This window comes from Gardnerella sp. DNF01205 (assembly GCF_049244135.1).
In the GTDB taxonomy this organism is placed as follows: Bacteria; Actinomycetota; Actinomycetes; order Actinomycetales; family Bifidobacteriaceae; genus Bifidobacterium; species Bifidobacterium leopoldii.
This window is the reverse complement of record NZ_CP058378.1, coordinates 597,305-614,214: the sequence shown is the minus strand read 5'-3', so window position 1 is coordinate 614,214 and position 16,910 is coordinate 597,305. Positions and strand designations below refer to the sequence as shown.

The window sequence follows — 16,910 nt, the reverse complement described above, 5'->3', positions numbered from 1 at the left end:
CGGACGGATTCGGACGGATTCGGATGAGTTTTTTAAGCTTGAAGGGAGGGAAATGATTTTGAACTTTATTGAATATGCCAAAGGGTTAAAACCTTATATCTCTTATGGGAAAAATGAGGCAGATTTTTTTGTTGCAATAATAGGCAACTTTATTGAAGATGCCGCAATGGACAGTTGCAAACTACTCAATTACAAACCCGATACCCAATATCGTTATATGACTAGTCGGTCTATAAAAATGGTAGATGCGCAGTATGTGTATGACCATAGAGATCCAAACAAATACACCCAATGGATACTTGACCGCATGTATGATTCTGATTCTCGACAAGCTGTATGTGACTGGTTAAAAGATAATAATCAACCAGGTGAATATCCTGAAAATGAATGCCAAGAAGTATTAGAAGCAATCCTCTTATCACTTTGTAATAAATCAGAGTATAAAAAAAGACCCCCTTCAGCATTTGAAGAGAGTCAAAAATTAATACAAGATATAAGTTCTAAAATTGAAAGCCTGCCGCGTCCACCACAGGTACCCGTCCCTTCGTATGTTTCTGACAATGAAGTAACCTACGTTAATGAATTATTTGCTGCTTATGGCGATGCAGAACATATTAATAACTTTTCTGAATCTAATTTACAGGCACTTCCAGATTACAAAGAAGATTTTAACGATAGACGCACAGACTATTATGCAGCAGTTTCCATTGAGCGAGGAGTTATGGAACTTGATGCGGATAACTTGAACAATCAATTTGATGTTTTGAAAGACGAAACTTTTGACGGTATCAAAGATACAGCCAAAAGGACTCATGCGAATGGGTATGAAAAAATGCTTTCTGTTATGGAACAGGTTGTATCCCTTCCATTAAACAACTACTTATTGAGTAGATCTCCATATTGGATTAGTGGGAAAATTAAAAAGGGAGTTTGTCATCACTTAGTAAATGACGGCAAACTAAAATGGGTGAAAAAGAATGGTCAGCAGTGAATTAATTGGCTCAACTTTTGAATCATCATTAAGAATTTTGATACTCTTAGATGAATTACAAGATTATAAATTAGATGAACTGCAAATCGCTGGTATAGACTTTATTTCAATTTATGCAGCTGATTTTAATTTGCTTGATGAAAATTTACATGGTTATGGTCTTTTTAGGCATAGCGAATTTTCATCCAAATTAAAGCTTGCATCATTATCTCTGAAATCATTGGTACTTAAATCACTGGTAAACTTCTACCCAGATACTAAAGGCTATCTCTACTCAATAAGTCATACTGGAAAAGAAGTTGTACAACAGATTAACAACGCATACTCTAACCAATACCGGATTGCAATACAAGAAGTGGTATGTGCATTCCCCTCACTAGATGAAAATCAAATGGAAAAACAAATCTTTAAATTAGCTACAGCTTCATTGGAGAAAAAATGATGAATAGATTTATATTAAAACAATTAGTTATTTCTGGTGGAGGTCATGAAGATTCAGTGATCGAGTTTAAAAACGGATTCAATTTGATAGTTGGTCCTTCTAACACAGGCAAAAGCTTGATTATGGATTGCATAGACTACGCATTTGGATTTACTCCAAAATCGGATAGACCATCTAAAATTGTAGACAATAACAATGGTTATACGCATGTAACCCTTAGTGTTCAAACAAATTTCGGACTCGTAACACTAAAAAGGGAGATAGGCACAAATACGATTTGTGTTACCAGTTCAGATCATAATATAGATTCTGGAATTTACGGTGCCGGTTCTAATACTAAAAAAAGTATTAATGATGCTCTTTTAAAGTTAATTGGAATCAATGGTGAGCATAAGATACGTTCTTCTAAAAAAGGAAAAACACAAACTCTTACATGGCGTTCTATCTTGCATCTTTTTTTCATGAAGCAAAAAGACATTGCGAGAGAAACCTCTGCACTTTTAATGCCTGGCTCTTGGAAAACAGCATCTGGCTCTGCTCTACTATTTTTATTAACAGGAAAAGATGCCAATGACTTAATAAAAGTAGAAGATCCAAACATCAACAAAGCTAAACGTGAAGCTCTTATTATGTACATACGCACGAAAAAAGATGGTTTATCACAAAGGCGTCAAGAGTTAGAAGAATCTATTTCAAAATCTGATGTAGAAAATATTCAAATGGTTATTGATTCTACTACAAAAGAAATTAGCACAATTCAAAAGCAACTAGACTCTGCAAAAGAATCCAGCAAAAAATTAATGGCTGATTTATATGAATTTAATAGCAAACTATCTGAATGCAATACCGTTCTATATAATTTTGATGCTCTCAACAAACAATACCAATCAGATATTCAACGCTTAGGATTTATAGTAGATGGTCATATAGCATCTTCTGATATTCATATTCAAAAAAATTGTCCATTTTGCAACTCAGCATTAAAATCTGAGCCAAGAGAAGACTATGTTGCAGCAGCTGTTGCAGAATTAGAAAAATTAAAAAGGCATATTTCTGATTTAGAATATGCTAAAAGTACAACAGCTATAAAGAAAGCTGAACTAGAAAAAAGAATAGCTCAATTAGAAAGCAAAAAAGCTTATATTGATAACTACATTAATAACGAGTTAAAGCCTAGGCTGTTCTCTTTTAAAGAAACGCTTGACAAAAACCTAAAAATTATAAGATGGAAAGACGAATTAGATTTTATCAAAGAAAATGAAACCATCTACAATGATGATTTATTTGAAAAGGAAAACGAAAAAGATCCAATTCAAACACAATTTAACATATTCTCGTTTTTTGATTACGAGTTGATTCATGAATATGAAACTGAGCTTATCTCAGCATTGAGCGGAGCTCATATAGGTGGCGCTTCTACCGCAAGAATCAATGCGAGTTCCTTCGATGTTGAAATTGATAACACTAGTAAATCAACCTGCATGGGCGGAGGATATTCTGCAGTATTAAACACGCTAGTAGCTTATTCAATGCAATCATATATTTACAAGAAGAGTGGTTTTGCGCCTGGATTTTTTGCTATGGACTCCGCCTTAACTCAATTGTCAGAAGCAGAGTATATTAAAGAATCCGAATCAGTAAAATCCAACTTCATGCACTATATGCTTTCTAATGAATCTGATAGACAGATTATTATGATTGAACAAAAAGATGAATTACCATTTTTACCTGAAAATCATTCTTACAACAATGTTAATTTAATTGAGTTCACCAGAAATCCAAATTCAGGTAGATATGGTTTCCTTAATGATGTAGTTAATTCAGAGCACAAATAATAGGAGAATTATATGTATTTTACTTACGAAAAGCTGTGGCATCTTTTATTGGATAAAAAGATGACAAAAGAAGATCTCAGAAAACAATGTGGAATAAGTTCTAACACAATAGCAAAACTCGGAAAGAATAAGAACGTAACCACGGACATATTACTGAAAATCTGTATCGCTTTAAGCTGCGATATTAGTGACATTATGGAAATACAAAAAGAAATGAGGTAAAAAAATTATGGCAAAAACATTTGGTCCCGAAGAACATAAAATATTATCACTGTTTAGTGTTGACTCAACATTTTGTTATGAAGGAGAATTCTTTAAAGTAAATAATTCTGGAAAGCCAACCTGCAAAAAAGGTGAACCTAAAACCGATATATATGTAGAAGCTGTTAATAGTAACAACTGTGTTAAAGAGTTTAAAATCTCTTTTAAGCAAGAAAATGCTGAATTTCTTGAAAATAAAACCAATGCTGATCGTGCAGAACAGTTATTCGGATCTAAGTGGCAAGAGATTATTATCAGCGCTGTGACTAAACTACAGAACGATTTTCAAAAAAGACCACTAATATACAAGAGTAAATTAGGTCGCACAGATAAAGGTGCTATCACACTTGGTTGGAAATTTGAATTATTAAATGTTAAAAGCGGTCAGTTAAGTGAAAAAATAGATCTTACTAGGCAGCAAGTCATTGATGTCTATGCGGGTACAAACCTATCTGAGGATAAACGAAATGCATATGTTAATGACGTTATTATAAAAGACAGTGGAGTTGCAAACTTTATACTAGTTAAAAGAGATAATATAGACACAACTCAAGACGCTGCTAATTCGTTGATTGCCATTGATGATTACGTTGATCAGAATCCAAAGGTGTATTTCGCTTGTAAAGCATTAAATTATCGTTCACTTAAAAATAAATATGATGGTAACAGACCTTTGGCAGTTTATGTAAATTGGTTCGTAACTAATGGAAAATTGGATTATGAATTAGTATTTAATAGACCTCTTTTAGAAAAGGGAGATGCTGTATATGAACGATTAAAATCAGCTTTAGATCTATTAGGCGTTTCTAATACTAATAATTTAGGTCTTGAGTTGATACAGCATACTGAATCTGTAAACATATAAACACAGATAAGTGGTGGAAACTTAGTTTAAAGTTTCCACCACTTATTTAAATTATGATAGAACTTTTTTAATTGCAATAGCTATTTCAAACGCTAAATTTACTGGTACTGCATTTCCAATCATCTTATAGCCTGTATCTAAGCTATCGTATATGAACTTAAAATTATCTGGAAATCCTTGTATTCTGGCTATTTCTCTTATAGTCATTCGACGGTATAGAGATTCTTTTCCTTTTACAAACCTGCAATCATTCATCCCAAATTTAATCATCTTGGGAGCCTGAGGATGAAGCTGGCATTGTCTTCCAGAAGCTTGCACTGTAAATCCTTGTTCATTCCAAGAACGAACTCTATTCCTACTCATAAATATAGAGGAAAACGCTCCGATAAAATACTCATTGTTATTTATAGCAACTGGATTATGATGATTTCGCTCTCTCGCAGGAATGGCCGTATCTTGCAAATCCCAAATGACATCTTTTAAGGTAAGTTTCTTCTCATCGTCCTCTGTAGATCCTTTTGGAAAAGAAAATTTTATATTTAAATCTTTTCTAAAGCCTATATAGAACACACGTTTTCTATCTTGTGCAACTCCATAGTCTTTAGCATTTACGAGTGTAAGATTCACATCATAGCCAGCGTCATTAAAAAGATGCAGAATATTTTGAACCGCGCTGGAATGCCTATTGGCTAACATGCCGCTCACATTTTCTGCCAAAAAGAATTTAGGTTTAAAATCTTTTAATATACGAATATAGTCAAAGAAAAGTTTCCCTCTGTCATCATCTATGCCTCTCAAAGAACCGGCTTCTGACCAAGATTGGCATGGCGGTCCACCAATAATTCCGTCCAAGTCCCCAGACAGATATTCAGAGATGTCATTTTTTGATACTTTTCTAACATCACCCTCGATTAAATGTGTTTTCGGATGATTAATCTTGAAAGTATCCCATATAGTCTTGTCAAACTCATTAGCCACTGGTATTTCAAAACCAGCTTTTTCAAACCCTAAATCTAATCCACCACACCCACTAAATAAGCTTAATACTTTCATTTATTTTCCCCTGCATGAATGATATCTATATCGAAAGCGATTCCCTTTTTCTTGCAAAAATCTTTTATGTCAGATAGTGCTTTATAGTTTGGTATAGCTTTGCCATTTTCCCATCTATTAACTGTACAAAAGGAAACATTTATCTGCTTAGCAAAGTCTTGTTGACTTAGAAGACTTTGTAATCTAATTTGTTTTATTTTATTTCTCACATCCATGCAAACCTCCTTAATTTATATACTTATTATAGCGTTAATATAGCTTTTAGTCAAGTTTGTATTAATCATATCCGAGGTTTTAACTAGGATTTTCCCGGTACCTGCAATATGCTCCTTAGCCTTACTTCCATCAATGAAAGTAAACCTCGCTTCATGATTTTCCCTGACAGTAATTCGTTTGACGATAGTTTCCAATAGTTTGTAATCGCCAACGAACTCACTATCAAATGCCTTGCTTATTGATCTTTTGAGTTCGTTGCGAGCTAGCCCTACTAAATGAACCATCTCGTCTTGCAGTATTTTCTTTAATTCTCGCATTGACTTATCCTCCCTGTAGTCTATACATCACTCAGCCTCCGGAATAAGTCAAGCACTTATAGACCCCCTAAGAAGTAAAAGAACACCCCTTTGTATAAATCGCACACACCCCATAAAGCAAAAAAGACACCCCTAAAAAGAAAAAATCCAGCATCAATTCACGCTAGACTTTCATTCACGTTCTTCTGTTTCATCAACCTACAATAAGTCCTTATTTACAGTGTTCTTCTAAGCAGCATCCACCAAACTTTGTATCATTTCCTGTAATATCTCTAGTTTCATTACGTGTTGGATACAATGAAACCTTGCCCTTGAACTCTGAAACTATTTATAGGAATCCTGAAACTTTGACTTGGAGCATCATATTATTTCTTATTGAAAATAAGAAAGCTTATATCTCAAATAACAATCAAAAGATAATATACAAAAAGATGGCTCTAACATATCGCTAGAGCCATCTTCTAATAACCAATGCTCGTTACTTAAAACAAGCAGTGCCTACTTACTTGTTTTCTTCCATCATTTTCTTCTTACGAAGAATTGCAAGTCCTGCAATCGAGAACCCTATAGCTGCGAGCAATCCTGCAAATGATGCTGATTCACCCGTCTTAGGAATCATGCCAATATGCTTTTCAGGCTGCGGCTGAGGAACTGGTGTCTGAGGATTTGGCTTAAGTTCCGGAGTCGGTGGATTAGGCACTGGATCCGGTGTAGGTGTAGGTGGGTTTGGAGTTGGATCCGGATTTGGTGCCGGAGGATTCGGAGCCGGATCCGGTGTCGGCACAGAATCTTTTGTATAAATGGCATATACAGTCATATCACCATTTACTACGCTTGCTCCCGTAAACGCAGTACCTTTACCGTCTTCCTTTGTATTCCATTCCTTGAAGGTATAACCAGCCTTCATTGGATCAGCAGGCATAGACTCATTAGTCAACGCATCAGTATCAATAGACTTACCAGTTTCTACCTTTACTGTTGCATGCGTCTTATCGCCATCCTTGAAAGTAACCGTGCTTTGAGCAGGTTGCTTCACTTGGAACGTGTAAGTTATCAATTTTGGTTTTTTCGCATCTGCCATGCTATCACGTCCAGCATCATTTTGCATAGCTGCCATCATATGATAAGTTCGGTTGATGTAATCATTATCCTTCTTTTTACTCATATCTCTTTTGGTGATTACATCTTTATTATTCCCGTATACACTGTCATAAGCACCATACGCATAACCAGTGATAGTTAAGTTCTTTTCCGTTTCTACCGAATCTTCAATTTTGACTTTTGAAATTGTTAAAGCAACTTCATTTAATTTGTTGATAGTTTCAAAAGCCTTTTTTAATGTCTGAAGATCTGTGCTACGGTTTTTACGAGCATGAACAATTAAACGCTGTTTATCGAGTTTATGAGTTACAGTAAATCCATTAAGCCCTGAGAAAGCGTATGTAGTGTTATCATCTACAGTCACGCCTTTCGGCAGATCAAGTACAAACACGAAGTCAATGTCTGAGTCGTATACCGCATTCTTCCAATCATCATTAAAGCCCGTATTGGCACTATGATTCCAAAGTAAGACTGCATTGAGTATCTTTTTTACATTAGTAGTATCAAGACTGAACTTAAGCTTTACATCACTACCTTTTGTAAGAGAAGCAACTTTATCATGCTGCGTATCATCATTTACAGCTATATCGCCATAAACAAACTGGTCTTTATCCTTGTCCAAAGGAAAATTTGTCTTAACGTCCATGTTGAACGCCTTGTACAGTTCCATATTAAACTGTTGCTTCACATCTTCAGTATTAAAAAGTGTTGGATCATCAGCAAGCATCTTATAAGCAGGGATTAAACCTCCCATATAATCCATGCCTAACACATCCATAACGCCTGCTCTATCTGCTCTAATACCAGTGTTAGAGAAAAATGAACCATCATTGCTTGAAAAATCTATTCCTTTAAGCGAGCTTTCTTCAGGTGTCATTAGATACTTAGGTATTGGATTATTGCTCTTATACTCAAGTTCCGCCCAGTAGTTATCTTTCACAACTTTTTTCATATTATCAGGCATACCGTCAAAATTACTCTCAGCAAATGCTACACCTGATGAGAATGTTGAAAGAAGCAAAACAGCTAATATTGCACTTAAAATCTTCTTCATATAATTATCCTATTAACGCTCAACATTTATAACTACTTTGTTTGTTTTAATATCAACGATGCTAAATTCCCAGAACAAAGCCTTTTTATATAATTCGCATTTACCTTCGGCTGTTATTTCTCCTAAATTCTTAACAGAATTATCCTGGACTTCTACCGAGTATGGGATATTAATGGAAATAGGATGACCTGTCATTCCAGCTTTCTTTTCTTCTTCATACATTTTGAAGAAGCCCTCGTAATCGTTCCAGTTTCCAAGACTAAAAGTAAAAGTTACTGAATTGGTATCCTTATCGTATGATTTTTCTATTCCACTAATCATGGTTGTATTTGCTGAACAGGTAATTTCATCTAAGTTAAACTTAAAGTTTTTAGGAAAAGTAACAGTATATTTAGCTGTTGGGAAATTTTGTCCTTTATCGAACATCACCAAATGATCAATCTGCTTACCCCCAATTTTTTTGCCCTTAAAGTCTTTAATATATTTTTGATATGCACCTTCCAACAGATCACTCGTCTCAACAGTTCCTGAAACAACGCCCTCATAGTAAACCTTGCCATCTTTGTTTACATCCTTACCAGCATTTTTTACTACGTCAGTTAAGGTAATCGTTCCCTTGATCATGTTTTCAGATTGTTGATCATATTCACTTGTTACATTACTTCCAGCCGCAAACGCTTGCGTAGTTCCGGCCATTACACCAAATGCTACTAATGTTGCCATCAATAGACCCATTGTCTTTTTTACTAATGTTTTCATATTTTTCTCCTTATCAATCTAATAATGTTCTTTTTATTGTTTTGAAAAATTGCATAAAAATAGGCAGAAACACATACCTATCCATCAGGTATATATTTCTGCCAATTAAAAAAGTCTATGTGAAAAAAGACAGAACTACGCTGTCTGTCTGTCTGTCTGTCTGTCTGTCTGTCTGTCTGTCTGTCTGTCTGTCTGTCAAGGATTTTGTCAGTTTTTTCATGGCTTGTCAACCTTTTATGCTAATTTTTCTTGTGCTAATTATACAAGAAAAAATCTATATTGACTAGCCTTTATATATTGTATATTTGTTATTTTTACTCGTCTATTTTCATTACGCTCCCATCTAGCTTCATTACGTGTTGTATACAATGAAGCTTTGCTTTTGAACTCTGAAACTATTGCTCTGTACTCTGAAACTTTGATTTAGAGCATCATATTATTTCTTACTATATTATGCTTGTAATACTGTATATCCCCACTCCACAAGGTGGGTGCAAAGTGGGTGCACTTTTTAACGTTATCCATCTTGTGCACTCGACCCCAGAGCGTCGACATGTTCCCTCATACAGCAAAATCGCACTCAAAAACCACGAGAACGCAGCTTAAAGCTGCTTCGCATTAAACCTTTTAACGATAACCCTCGCTAAACACTGCTACACAAGGGCAAATTTGCACCCACCTAATCAGCCCTAGACATCAATACGACAGTCTCGACGTGGTGAGTGTTGGGATATATGTCGAACGCGCGCAAAGACTGAACGCTGTAACCAAGCTCCTTAAACGTGCCAACATCGCGAGCAAGACTGGTCGGATCGCAAGCAACATACACAACGCTTCTTGCTCCAGACTTCGCAATCTGCTTACAAACTTGAGCTTTAGCACCAGCGCGAGGAGGATCCAACACAACAACATCCGGATGCGCAAATCGGCGCACAATCTTAGATGACTTACTCGCCTTAAACACCTGCGATTCAAGCGTTTGCGCAACATCGCCTTCAAGCGCTTCAACAACATCCCTGCTAAGACCTGCGCGCCCAATGTTTCGCCTTGCATTCTTCACAGCAATCGGCGCACCCTCAATACTAAGAACGCGCGCTGGCTCTGCAGAACCAAGAGCGCCAGCAGCGCAAGAAGAATCTCCGCCAATATTAGCCAAAGTCGCAAGCGGAATCGTAAACAAACCAGATCCAGAATACAAATCCCACAAAACCGTATTCTTAGTGCGCCCACCAAGCGCAGAACGGACTAATCCCAAAACGTAGTTCACCAAATGTTCTGGAGCTGCGCGATGAATCTGCCAAAAACCACGCGCATCAACATCGTAATCAAAAGTACGCGCACGCGATGAATCATCATCAACCGCAACGCGCACGCGCTCTCGCAACAAAGCAGATCCTGCAACCAACTCATCATTTACTATAAGCGCATAATTTTCGCCAATCGCACTAAGGAGCGCAGACTTATCACCAGAAACACCAAAGTCCAAGCCCTCAACTCGAGGCTCTGGAACAGCAAGGCGAATTTGCGAATTTGGCTCAAATTCTCGATTCCACAAATCCAAAGAATCCGCAACAGCTAAAACAGCGCGCGACGCAAGCGGCATAGTATCAATCGCAATGCGATCATGCGACTCACGCTTTCGCATAGACAATCGCCCTTCATCATCAGCAACCAACTCCATGCGCGTACGCCAATTAAATCCGTTAAGCTCCTCATCACCTGGCATTCGCTCAACTCTAACATCGTTATCCGCAACATCCATATGCGCTAAACGCTGGAATTGATTGGCAATTACGGAAGCCTTCCAACGAATCTGCCCAGGCAAAGAAACGTGAATTAAATCTGCGCCACCAACTCCGCCGCCTTGAGCCAAAGGACCAGCGAGCTTCCATTGCGGCTCCACACGATTCGCACTAGGCTCCAAAACTTCCACAACTTCACCGGTAAAAAAGTGCGCTTTTGCACGCATCGGCTCATCCATACGCACAATAACCAGCTCACCAGGCAGCGCAAATCGCACGAATACAACGCGTCCGTCAAGATGACCTACACATCTGCCTTGATCCGCATATCGCTCGATTCGCATCGTCACTTGCATAAGCTACCCCCTAGTTTTGCGTTTTGTTAGGCTGATTTTAGTTAAGCTGATTTTCTTCGCTCTGCTTCTCTTCATGATTTTTATGATGAAGTCGCATAAACGGCGTTGCAATAATCAAGTAAGAAACCCAAATTGCGAGCGCCCAGAACGGCAATCCCATAATCAAGCGAACGGTACCAAGCCACACAACGTGATTCGTCAAATATAATGGCACTTGCAAAACGAGCCTCAGCACAAAAACAGCAATCCACAATCCTGTCACATACATATACGCTCGCTTAAGCGGCTTATAATCGAGCCATTCGTGAAGCCACGCACCAAAGTTTTCTGTAGGCATTTTGCGAATTGACTCAATCACAATCCCTAAAGCAGGCACGCGCACAATCAGCGAAATAGCAAGAAGAGCACCATAAACAGCATTCGTAATAAAGCCCATCATATAGTAGTCGCGCGCTTGGTGACTCGTCCACACCCAAACAAGGCAGATTCCAATGGAAATAAGTCCACTAATTGCTCCCATAAGCGATTGCCTCTGAATAAGACGAATCACAACTTGCAAAACAGCAATCACAGCTGCAACAATAACCGTTGTTTGCACATTTCGTGTTACAACGAAGCAAATAACAAACAGCAAGCCTGGAAGCATGGATTCGATTACGCCTCGAACGCCACCCATTGAATCAATTACAGAAAATGTAGATCCTTCGGCTCCGATTGAAGCCAATGTCGCTAGTCCTGAGCGTTTTTTGGTTCGCGCAGAATCGTTGGTTTGCGCAGAATCGTTGAGTTTTACTTCATTTGAAAACTCTTGCGAAGAAAACTCTTCTTCGGATTTCTGTAAAGATTCTTGTGAATCCATTCAATTAACTTTCTACTACTTGCATTATCTAATTTCAGCAAACATTGGACCGCGTGTAAGCGTAGTTTTTACTTCTACTTGTTGGTCGTAACCTAATGGTTTATCGTCTTTTTTTAGTGCATTATTAGCATCTTCATCAGACGTATTATTTTCCCCATCTTTACCGCTATTTTCTGCATTTAAAGCAGCTTCTTTTTCTTCTCTAGTTATTGGATCATGCATAGGAATAAAATCGCGAGGCGCAAGCGGCTCTTCACCACGATTTACAACAATCCCCTTAAACCATTCATCTAATTGTTTTGTTTCGTTATTATTATCTGCAAGCTCTGTTGCTGCAGGCCCAGAGAATACTCCGCGCAGCATCCACCTAGGACCATCAACGCCAACAATACGCGTTGTAATGGTTTTTTCTCCAACTTTTACAGGTAACAGTAGCTCAGTACCAAATTCGCCTTGTACTGTACACGCTTGACTATTTCCATCAAGCAAATCTTTGCACACTTCTAGCCAGATACCAGATGTTTTAGGCGCAGCAAAAGCTTCAACTTCTACGCTTGAAGAACCATAAGTTACTGTCATACCAAGAACTTGCGATGTTTCATGCTGCTTTTTTACTCGCAACTCAATGCCTTGAAAGTATGGAATATAGATTGAACCAAAATCTAGATAATCGCTAAAATCAGGAGCATCTTCATCATTGAAATCCCATGGACCAGTTTTTACCTCTACGATTTTGTCTTCAACTTTTGAAGATTTTTCTTCTTCATGTCGGCCAAATAACCAACCCATTATTCCTCATTTCTTAAAACAACAAATCTACAAAAATATATTTATTACTTATTATTGTAAATTGCCTAACTTCACCAGAATAGCACAAGCAAAGCACTGAAAAATTTGCGTATATAGTACATTCATATACACATGCGATTACTTAGTTATTTCACATTATGCAAATTAATACTTACGCATCACACGTCATACTTTATACTTAACGGCGCATGATCAGACCATCGCGCATCATAGCTTTCAGCACGATCGATCACAAATCCGCGAGCGCTTTCCGCAATTTCAGGAGTTGCGAACTGGTAGTCTAATCTCCAACCAACGTTATTGTCGAAAGCTTTACCGCGCTGGCTCCACCAAGTGTATGGTCCTTGAATATCTCCTGCAAGCATGCGCATAACGTCCACAAATTCATATTCGTTAATCCAGCGATCAATATACGCACGTTCCTCTGGCAAGAATCCTGCACTTTTTTCATTAGCCTTAGCGTTTTTAATATCAAGTGAAGTATGCGCAATATTAAAGTCACCGCACAAAATCGCTTGATTTCCGCCACTTGCTGCTGCATCTCGAAGCTCCCCTAAACGAGTAAGCATTGTGTCTAAAAAGCGGAATTTTTGTTTCATTTTTTGCGGATCGTCCACGTTTCCAGCGTGAACATACACAGAAGCAATAGTGATTTCATAGCCGTCAGGAGTACACACGTCAGTTTCAACCCATCGCCCAGAATCAACATCCTCACTTAAACCAGGCAAACCGTAGCGTTTTTCAACTACAGGAAGGGACGTAACTAGAGCTACTCCAGCTCGACCTTTTACACGGCAAACTTCATTTGTATAAGTAAAATTATCGTCTTTTATAGAATTTACGATATTTTCAGACGCACGATATCCCATTTCAATTTTTGTCATAATTGGGTCGATTGCATCCTGCGGAGCGCGCACTTCTTGCATACACCACACGTCTGGAGTATGCGCGTCAGACCAGTTAAGCATACCTTTGCGCTCAGCTGCACGAATACCATTTAAATTCGAAGTCGTAATTGTAATCATGTAATCAACTCTAATATGTACACAACACAAACAGCTCCATCACTAAACAACGGACATAAATCACGCAACCAACACAGATTACAAGTTATGGATTACTCAACCAATAAACACGGAATTAATAGAAAAATAAAAAGGTGCAGATTCTATAAAACCTGCACCTTTTTATCAGCTTGTACTATTTAGTCTAAACCAAGCTCCAAATTTCCTCCTGGAATTGCATCGAGCAAATCGCGAGTGTATTCCATCTGTGGATGATCGAATACCTCATCTGTAGTTGCATGCTCAACAAGCTTTCCATGCTGCATAACAACAACTTCGTCTGCAATCTGACGAACGACAGCCAAATCGTGTGTGATGAACAAATAGCTCAAACCACGCTCCGCCTGCAAATCGTTAAGCAAGTGCAAAACCTGATCTTGCACAAGCACATCCAAAGCAGATACAGCTTCATCGCAAACTATAACATCTGGGTCCAAAGCCATAGCACGAGCAATTGCAATTCGTTGACGCTGTCCTCCAGAAAGTTCGTTCGGGAATCGAGTCATAACTGAAGCAGGCATACGAACCATGTCTAGAAGCTCTACCACACGGTTTTTACGACTCTTTTTATCACCAATCTTATGAATACGCAGAGGTTCTTCAATTGAACGATAAATTGAGTACATAGGATCCAAAGAACCATACGGATTCTGGAAAACTGGCTGCACATGGCGACGGAAGTCAAGCAAATCCGCACCCTTTAAATCGGAAATATTCTTACCTTCGTAAGTAACAGTTCCACTTGTTGGCTTAAGAAGTCGCAAAACCATATTCGCAACGGTAGATTTACCTGAACCAGATTCACCAACGATAGCTAACGTTGTACCACGCTTAATAGAGAATGAAACGTCGTCAACAGCCTTAAAAAGCTCTTTCTTGCGAGGAAGCTTAAACTCACGAGTTAAGTGATCCACAGTAATAATATGCTCACTTTTTTCAAGAGTTTGCTCACCTACTACGTGATGCTCAAGCAAGTTATCAGCGTTACCACCGTGTTCTTTAACAGAAATAATGCGCTGAGAAGCTAAGCTTGGAGCGGCAGCAACAAGTCTCTTTGTATACGGATGCTGAGGATGCTGCAAAACTTCCAACGATGGGCCAGATTCAACAACACGACCCTTATACATAACAACAACATGCTGCGCGCGAGAGGCAGCCAAGCCTAAATCGTGTGTAATGAAGAGAACAGAAGTTCCGAGCGAATCAGTTAGTGTATGCAAATGGTCAAGAATACGCTTTTGCACAGTAACATCCAAAGCGGAAGTTGGCTCATCTGCAATAAGCAAGTCCGGTCGGCAAGCCAAACCAATAGCAATCAAAGCGCGCTGACGCATACCGCCGGAAAACTCATGTGGGAACTGACGTGCACGAGTTGCAGCATCTGGCAAACCAGCTTCGTCAAGCAAACCAGCAATACGATCTTCAACGCTTGCACCTACAACATACTTTTTGGCGATTTCCCAAGCTTTGTCGTCATTCACACCATATTTGATTAAATCGTCTGCTACGCGCCAACGAGTTTCAGAGCCTGGAACCCACTCTTTCTTGTAGTAATCAATAGCTTCATTGAACTTTTCAGCATCATTATGCTCATCAAGCCCAACTTCTTTCAAAGCTTTCTTAGCGACTTCAATCAAATCTGGTAATTCTTTAGAGCCAAGGAATGTTTCATCCTCATTGCTTTTGACTTGAACAGAATCGCCTGCAAGAGCCTCAGCTAATGAAGAACGCTTCTCGTGATCAACGTCAACACCATTTGCGATTAATGCTTCTTTAACTTGTTCGCCAATACGCCACACGGGGTTCAAGTTGCTCATAGGATCCTGCGGAACTAGACCCATTGCAGTACCACGCAAAGCAGCAATCTCTTTTGGCTTCAAACTGCTAATTTCTTTACCCTTGAGCTTAATAGATCCACCTGTAACATGACCGGTTCCAGGAAGAAGACCAAGAACAGCCATTGCAGAAGTGGACTTTCCTGAACCAGATTCACCTACAATTGCAACCCACTGACCAGGATAAACACAGAAGCTAGCATCTCTAACAGCATGAACAGCTTTTTTTGAGTCTGTTGTGAAATCAACCTGGAGATTTTTTACTTCCAACAATGGCCCTTGCTCTAGCTGCATGGCGCGAATGTCTATATCTTTACGTGTTGTATTCATAAGTTTTATTCCTCCACGCTAAATTCACGCCTTACGGCTCTTCGGATCTAATGCATCCTTTACAGCATCACCCATCATAATAAAGGCGAGCACAGTAATTGCGAGTGCAATAGACGGATAGAACAAGACTTCTGGGTTCGTAGTAAGAACATTTCTAGCGGTAGAAATATCTCCACCCCAGCTGACAGTAGTACTTGGTAAACCAATTCCAAGGAAGCTTAATGTTGCTTCCAACACAATATAAGTTCCAAGCGAAGTTGTTCCAACAACAATGATTGGAGCCAAAGAGTTCGGGATAATGTGTTTGAAAAGATTACGTATTGGAGTAGATCCTAAAGCAGTAGATGCGGTATTGAATTCAAGATTTTTTGATTCCATAACAGCGCTTCGTGCAATACGAGCAACGCTAACCCATCCAAAAAGCACCATAACAAGCACAATTTTCCAAATTGATTTAGATGTACGGAACATTTGTAAAACTACGATTGCACCAAGAAGCATTGGTAAAGCCAAGAAGATATCAGTTATTCGGCTGAGAATAGTATCAACCCAGCCTCCGAAGAATCCTGCTAACGCACCAATTAAAGAACCAACAAGTACAACCAAAATAGTTGCAAGCAAACCAACACTTAGCGATGTACGAGTACCATAAACAACTCGAGCATAAATATCGCAACCTTGCATATCAAAACCAAATGGATGCGCGGCTGAAGCTGGCTCAAGAGAGTGTTCCAAAACGCAATAATTAGGATTGTGCTTTGTAAGAATGCTTGGGAAGAATGCAACAAAAATAATTGCAATAATCAAAACTGCAGAAACAATAAACAATGGATTCCTGCGCAAAGTTCTCCAGGTATCTGCCCACATACTCGTTGCAGCAGCGGATTCGTCTACGGAATCCACTTCTTGAATAGGCGTATCGTCTAATGGTGCAACGTAGCGTTCTTGCCCCGGTAATATATTGCAATTTGAAGCATTATTTGCAATCAAATCATTTTTCATCAAATTATCTTCCATAGT

The 16,910-nt window shown here is 38.6% G+C and carries 16 protein-coding genes; 5 read left to right on the top strand and 11 right to left on the bottom strand.

Annotation, left to right across the window (positions count from 1 at the left end; all coding sequences use genetic code 11):
* Window positions 1-52 precede the first annotated feature (52 nt).
* Genes HXT47_RS02635 through HXT47_RS02615 form a run of 5 tightly spaced genes read left to right on the top strand, consistent with a single transcriptional unit; the run spans window position 53 to window position 4,394 of the window.
* Window positions 53-991, top strand: a complete 939-nt coding sequence (locus HXT47_RS02635) for an ABC-three component system protein (protein ID WP_415702203.1) — start codon at window positions 53-55, stop codon at window positions 989-991.
* A complete protein-coding gene (locus tag HXT47_RS02630) occupies window positions 978-1,433 on the top strand; it encodes an ABC-three component system middle component 2 (RefSeq protein WP_421789262.1) in 456 nt (151 codons plus the stop codon). The genes HXT47_RS02635 and HXT47_RS02630 overlap by 14 nt, the downstream gene beginning before the upstream one ends.
* Entirely contained in the window at window positions 1,430-3,268 is a 1,839-nt protein-coding gene (locus HXT47_RS02625; protein WP_421789260.1) for an AAA family ATPase, read from the top strand. The genes HXT47_RS02630 and HXT47_RS02625 overlap by 4 nt, the downstream gene beginning before the upstream one ends.
* 12 nt (window positions 3,269-3,280) lie before the next feature.
* On the top strand, window positions 3,281-3,490 hold the full coding sequence (locus tag HXT47_RS02620) for a helix-turn-helix domain-containing protein (RefSeq protein WP_101887650.1): 210 nt from the start codon (window positions 3,281-3,283) through the stop codon (window positions 3,488-3,490).
* Window positions 3,491-3,497: 7 nt separating this feature from the next.
* A complete protein-coding gene (locus tag HXT47_RS02615) occupies window positions 3,498-4,394 on the top strand; it encodes a hypothetical protein (protein WP_101887651.1) in 897 nt (298 codons plus the stop codon).
* 51 nt (window positions 4,395-4,445) lie between these two features.
* Here HXT47_RS02615 and HXT47_RS02610 read toward each other — a convergent pair whose 3' ends face one another.
* The 11 genes from HXT47_RS02610 to HXT47_RS02560 form a co-directional block, all read right to left on the bottom strand.
* Window positions 4,446-5,447 (bottom strand): DNA cytosine methyltransferase, encoded by a 1,002-nt coding sequence (locus HXT47_RS02610; protein WP_421789257.1) that lies wholly within the window; start codon window positions 5,445-5,447, stop codon window positions 4,446-4,448.
* Window positions 5,444-5,662 carry a helix-turn-helix domain-containing protein gene (locus tag HXT47_RS02605; RefSeq protein WP_421789255.1) on the bottom strand — a complete coding sequence of 73 codons (219 nt, stop codon included), beginning with the start codon at window positions 5,660-5,662 and terminating at the stop codon, window positions 5,444-5,446. The genes HXT47_RS02610 and HXT47_RS02605 overlap by 4 nt, the downstream gene beginning before the upstream one ends.
* Before the next feature lie 15 nt (window positions 5,663-5,677).
* Window positions 5,678-5,980: a hypothetical protein gene (locus HXT47_RS02600; protein WP_421789253.1), complete on the bottom strand. Its 303-nt coding sequence runs from the start codon at window positions 5,978-5,980 to the stop codon at window positions 5,678-5,680.
* Between the two features lie 502 nt (window positions 5,981-6,482).
* Window positions 6,483-8,135, bottom strand: coding sequence for an InlB B-repeat-containing protein (locus HXT47_RS02595; protein ID WP_421789251.1), 1,653 nt, complete (start codon window positions 8,133-8,135; stop codon window positions 6,483-6,485).
* A gap of 12 nt (window positions 8,136-8,147) precedes the next feature.
* Window positions 8,148-8,894, bottom strand: a complete 747-nt coding sequence (locus HXT47_RS02590; protein ID WP_421789249.1) for a hypothetical protein — start codon at window positions 8,892-8,894, stop codon at window positions 8,148-8,150.
* Between the two features lie 679 nt (window positions 8,895-9,573).
* Window positions 9,574-10,992: a class I SAM-dependent RNA methyltransferase gene (locus HXT47_RS02585; protein ID WP_421789247.1), complete on the bottom strand. Its 1,419-nt coding sequence runs from the start codon at window positions 10,990-10,992 to the stop codon at window positions 9,574-9,576.
* Window positions 10,993-11,029: 37 nt separating this feature from the next.
* Window positions 11,030-11,851 (bottom strand): DUF3159 domain-containing protein, encoded by an 822-nt coding sequence (locus HXT47_RS02580; RefSeq protein ID WP_421789245.1) that lies wholly within the window; start codon window positions 11,849-11,851, stop codon window positions 11,030-11,032.
* Between the two features lie 24 nt (window positions 11,852-11,875).
* Window positions 11,876-12,640 carry a DUF3710 domain-containing protein gene (locus HXT47_RS02575; protein ID WP_004105066.1) on the bottom strand — a complete coding sequence of 255 codons (765 nt, stop codon included), beginning with the start codon at window positions 12,638-12,640 and terminating at the stop codon, window positions 11,876-11,878.
* A 179-nt stretch (window positions 12,641-12,819) separates the two neighbouring features.
* Window positions 12,820-13,686, bottom strand: a complete 867-nt coding sequence (locus HXT47_RS02570; RefSeq protein ID WP_004573925.1) for an exodeoxyribonuclease III — start codon at window positions 13,684-13,686, stop codon at window positions 12,820-12,822.
* 179 nt (window positions 13,687-13,865) lie between these two features.
* Window positions 13,866-15,890, bottom strand: a complete 2,025-nt coding sequence (locus tag HXT47_RS02565; RefSeq protein ID WP_004105069.1) for a dipeptide ABC transporter ATP-binding protein — start codon at window positions 15,888-15,890, stop codon at window positions 13,866-13,868.
* Window positions 15,891-15,914: 24 nt separating this feature from the next.
* Window positions 15,915-16,907, bottom strand: a complete 993-nt coding sequence (locus HXT47_RS02560) for an ABC transporter permease (RefSeq protein ID WP_004105075.1) — start codon at window positions 16,905-16,907, stop codon at window positions 15,915-15,917.
* Window positions 16,908-16,910: the final 3 nt, after the last annotated feature.